General features: G+C 64.8%; 3 protein-coding genes and 1 pseudogene. All 4 read left to right on the top strand.

Going from position 1 to position 4,865, the window contains the following annotated elements:
* Positions 1-103: 103 nt before the first annotated feature.
* A pseudogene (locus tag AB0873_RS31690) lies at positions 104-562 on the top strand (hypothetical protein); the annotation flags it as partial.
* On the top strand, positions 545-2,350 hold the full coding sequence (locus AB0873_RS31685; protein WP_366604400.1) for a type ISP restriction/modification enzyme: 1,806 nt from the start codon (positions 545-547) through the stop codon (positions 2,348-2,350). The pseudogene AB0873_RS31690 and the gene AB0873_RS31685, both read left to right, overlap by 18 nt.
* Positions 2,351-3,055: 705 nt before the next feature.
* Complete coding sequence (locus AB0873_RS31680; protein WP_366604396.1) at positions 3,056-4,183, top strand: TIGR02391 family protein; 1,128 nt, start codon at positions 3,056-3,058, stop codon at positions 4,181-4,183.
* 284 nt (positions 4,184-4,467) lie between these two features.
* The coding region (locus AB0873_RS31675) for a phosphotransferase (RefSeq protein WP_366604398.1) at positions 4,468-4,865 on the top strand (398 nt) is incomplete at its 3' end.

The raw sequence follows: 4,865 nt of genomic DNA, 5'->3' as shown, positions 1-4,865 counted from the left end.
CACCAACATCGCCGCCGCGAACCGGCATCACGCCCGCGACAGCACCCGCCCGCTGGCACTACTCGGCATCACCTGACGACTTTGCCGGGGCCCTGACTTCACACCGCAGCCAATTGCAGACTTCATGGTCCAGTTCGTCGACAGCATCCTGCACGACAAGCTGCAACGACGGCTCGGCCTCGCCGACCGCGACGTAGTCGTCGTCGACCCGGCTATGGGCACCGGCACCTTCCTGTTGAGCGTCATTGCACGTGTAGCGGAGACGATCGCGGCCGACCACGGGGACGAGCCGGCCGAACTTCGTGCCCTCCTCGGTCGACTAGTCGGCTTTGAACGCCAGATCGCGCCTTTCGCCGTAGCGGAACTACGGCTGCACCAGGATCTCGCAGCGCGGGGATTAGAAGTCACCGACGAGAAGGTCAGGTTCTACGTCACTGACACCCTGGACGATCCTAATGTAGACACCCTTGTCAGCCCGTACGTATACCGCCCAATCGCTGATTCCCGGGCGCAGGCAATCAAGGTCAAGACCGAGGAACGAGTCATGGTCGTTCTCGGCAACCCACCCTACCTCGAACGCGCCAAGGGCCAGGGAGGGCTCGTACTCGCCAGCAACAAGGGGAAGTCGAGCATGCTTGACGCCTTTCGGGGCCCGGGTACCGGGCGACTCGAATTCAAACTGCACAACTTGAACATCTACTTCTGGCGCTGGGCCACCTGGAAGGTGTTCGAAGCGCATCCTGAGCACCCCGAGGGAGTCGTGGCATTCGTTTGCACGTCGGCTTACACGACCGGACCAGGCTTCGCCGGCATGCGCGAGTACCTGCGGCGGCAAGCGGACTGGGGTTGGATCATCGATCTCTCTCCTGAGGGGCACCAGCCCGAGGTGCCGACGCGCGTCTTCCCGGACGTGCAGCAGCCGCTGTGCATCGGCGTGTTCGGACGCAGCAGGACGGCCGATACAGCCACACCTGCCAGGATTCGATACGTTGCCCTGTCCGGGACCAGGCAAGAAAAATTCGACGCCCTCCGGACACTGACTGCTGCAAGCGGTCGCTGGTTGGACTGCCCAACGAAGTGGTCAGCACCCTTCCGGCCCGCATCGCAGGCCATATGGAACGACTGTATTGCGCTCGCCGACCTGATGCCGTGGCAATCCCCAGGTATCAAACCCAACCGAACATGGGTTTACGCGCCGGACGAAGAAACGTTGGCCGAGCGGTGGCGGCGCCTAAGCTTGGCTCCCCTAGCGGAACGGCCAGAGCTCATGAAGGAAACTCGGGATAGGACAGTCGGCCTCGCACTCTCGCCGCACTTCGACGCCACCGGTCAGCCCGCGTCACTGACTGGCGACATCGACCCTCAGGTATCCATCAGGCGCGTATCGTTCCGGAGCTTCGACCGTCAGTATGTCATCGCCGACCGGAGGGTCGTCGACCGCGCCCGTCCCGATCTCTGGGCTACACACGGAACGCATCAGACGTATCTGACCACAGTGTTTGCGGAATCGGTAACCTCCGGACCGGCCGTCGTGTTCGCCGCTGAAGTGCCGGATAACGATCACTACATGGGACATCATGGAGGCAAGGTATTACCAAAGTACCGTGACGCCAGCGGTGATCAACCCAACATCGCGCCTGGCTTGATCGAGCACCTTTCTCGTCAGTTCGGGAGCCACGTTACCTGCGACGACGTGCTCGCCTACGTTGCCGCCGTGGCGTCGCATCCCGGCTTCCCGACACGATTCCGCTCAGAGCTTCGCACCCCGGGAGTACGGATTCCGTTGACATTGAACCCCAACCTTTGGCGTAGAGCAGTCGAGCTTGGTGAACGAGTAATCTGGCTCCAGACCTACGGTGAGCGTTATGTCTGCTCAGCGGCCGGCCGTCCACAGGGACCCCCGCGAGAACTGCGGCCCGATGTCCTCGTGCCCATACCAGGGGCACCAGACCACATGCCCGAATGCATCACGTACGATCGGGACAGCTCGACCCTGTACGTTGGCGAAGGAGCCCTCGGTCCCGTTCCCGCAGCGGTGTGGGATTACGACGTGTGCGGCACACAGGTTGCCAAGAAATGGTTTGACTACCGCTCAAAAAAGCCCCGCGTGCGCAAATCGTCCCCACTAAACGAGATCGTCGCCACCAAGTGGGACTTCACTGACGACTTGCGAAACTTGCTAGCCGTACTCCATGGATGCGTGCTCCTCGAACCGCAGCAGGATGCCGTACTGACAGCCATCCTCGATGAACCGCTCCTCAGGGCGACAGAGCTTGAGAACTCCGGCATGCTGCCGCCGGCGGCTGAAGCGAAACAGCCGATCATTGAAGCTCAGCCACCCCTCTTCTGATGACATGGTCAGTTGGACCGCGCCTCAGGCCTGCCCACCGTCCAACGCGAAGCACTCGAGGCGACGGCGCGTCTCATCCTCGATCCCGGTAGGCCCGGCGACGACGTCCAGCGCCAGGTCAGCAACGATCGAGCTGTGCCGCCGGAACGCGCCCCTGGCCGCGGGAGCACCGCCAGTACGTATATGCCGCCCGCGGTGACGTCGGCGAGATCGCCGCGGCTCTTGGCGTCACCTCCTGCGGCCCGCCGCGTCAATTCCGCCGGTAGGGCACGTGGCACGTGATACGCCATGGCGGCGGCGCCGAGACGAACCGTCCGACGCCGCCCTGCACGATCAGGCTGCTTGCTGGTCCTGCGAACCGAACTTCCACCTCCAGTCGAGGCGGTGGCGGCCGAAGGTGCGGCGTTCGCCCTTGAACCCTGCACGCAGCAAGTTTGGTGTCGGCAACGAGGCGGGTGTTCTCCCGCTTGACCGGGATGTCGTCGCCGAGTTCCTGTCACGCCTCCACCGCCTGGTCGCCGATGCGTACGCGCAGCACGGCGGGGGATGCCGGCGTCAGCGGCGCGTTGCTCGCACTCGGCGATCTGCGCCAGCAGGCCCTTCTCGGCGCGGGCGCGAGCGCGGGCGATCGCGGTGGCCGAGTTGAGCAGCCGGCTAGCCTGGTGATCAGCGGGCATAGACGCCGGGGGAGTGAGAACGGTCGGAATGCGTTGGGATGACATCGAGATCCTGCAGCGAATTGACGGTCACCAGGCTCAGCACGGTGGCGGCGAGTTGTGGAGCCTCGACGGCAGGAGGCTCATGGAGGAACTCGCCGGCAGGATAGTGCCGGAGGAGCGCTTGCACCGCGGATTTGTGCAGGAGCTGCACAACTTGCGTGACGGCGGCTATCTGCGATTCACCCTCGATTCGATGGTGGGCGGCCAGCCACCAGACCCGAACGCGAACCCGTACTTCTACCTTCAGCAGGTTCGCAGGTTCGCGCTGACGACTGCGGGGCAGGATCGGGCTCGCGGACGTCTCGTGCTCCAGCCCGCGCCAGACCCGGCCGAGGACGACGGACGGGCTATCAGCCGGCTTGTTTGTAAGCAGGTCGCCGCGAGCATCGAGAGCGAATACCGGCCTGATCAGATCCCGCTGTTCCTTGAAGAATCCGGCATCCCACTGGACCGCATCCCGCTGCCCGAAGGAACACCGCGCGGCGATGTGGACGCCGTCCTGAAAGCCCTCGACCAGTGGGGGTCAGAGGGTCGGCGCATCATGCGTAGTTTCCTCGGTCGGTGGCTGGATGACCAACTGCACACCGGACCGGACGACGAGGTTCGGGGCACGATCATTGAACGGCTCGCCCGGCAAGGCTGGTTCATTCAGGACGGTCGTCTAGTCGTCGGCGAGCCGGCGGCCGGTCAGCGGGTGACTTCCCCGGTGCTTCGGGAGGCCCGCCTTGCCGCCCTTCACCCACAGGTGGTGACGCCCGCCGCGCAGTACATTCGCAGCGAGCTCTACGCGGCAGCCGTCTTCGAGTCGATGAAGGCCGTCGTCAACCGGGTCAAGTCCATGACCGGTCTCGACCGGGACGGTGTAGATCTGATGAACCGGGTGTTCTCGGCTCAGGGGCCGCTGCTCATCTTGGGCGGGTCAGGGACGACCACCCAACGGAACGTGCAGGCCGGTTACCGGGAGTTGTTCGTTGGGGCTGTTCAGGCGATCCGCAATCCGCCGGCTCACGAACCAATGGGGTCCATGGATGTTGGCGAGGCGTTCGAGCTGCTCAGCCTGGCAAGCCTGCTGATGCGCCTGCTTGACGTCGCAACCTTCGTCCCTGCGCCATAGGAGCGCTTGCCGAGGAAGTCGGTGCGGAGCGGACCCGGTGGGCGATAACCGCGCTTGGCCTCGCGACGCTCGGCTACGCAACCCTCAGTTTGTCGAGCGATCCAGCTGGAAGGGGCAGCCTCCCGAGATAGATCCGCGAGCTGTCGGGTCTCAATCAAGAGGACGTGCGTGACAGATCAGTCTCGGGACGTGGGTGACACGTTCGGCTAGACGAGCCTCGCCGGGGCAAGCGTTGGTGGCTCATAACGACTGGACGACGTGCGCAGACTGAAGGTGTGATCGACATGACCGTGGCACTCGTGCGCGCATTGGTCGCTGAGCAGTTCCCCGACTGGTCCGGCCTGCCCGTCACGCCGGTGGCTCGCCAGGGCTGGGACAATCGGACTTTCCGGCTCGGCGATCACCTGACCGTGCGTTTACCCAGCGCGGAGGGCTACGTCGCCGGCATCGCCAAGGAAGACCGCTGCCTGCCGGTCCTGGCTGCGCACCTGCCGGTGCCCGTACCGGCGCCGATAGCCATGGGGCAACCCGGGGCGGGCTATCCGTTTCCGTGGTCGGTGCGTCGCTGGCTGCCCGGAGACACCGTTGAGGTGGCGCGGGACGTCGACCGTACCGTGCTGGCGCAGGACCTCGGCGCCGTCCTGTCTGCCCTGCGGGCGACCCCGCCGCGGCAGGGCCCGGC

Source organism: Micromonospora sp. NPDC047707, from assembly GCF_040704235.1.
Lineage (GTDB): Bacteria > Actinomycetota > Actinomycetes > Mycobacteriales > Micromonosporaceae > Micromonospora.
The sequence above is the reverse complement of the archived record's forward strand: the minus strand, read 5'-3'. Positions and strand labels throughout refer to the sequence as shown.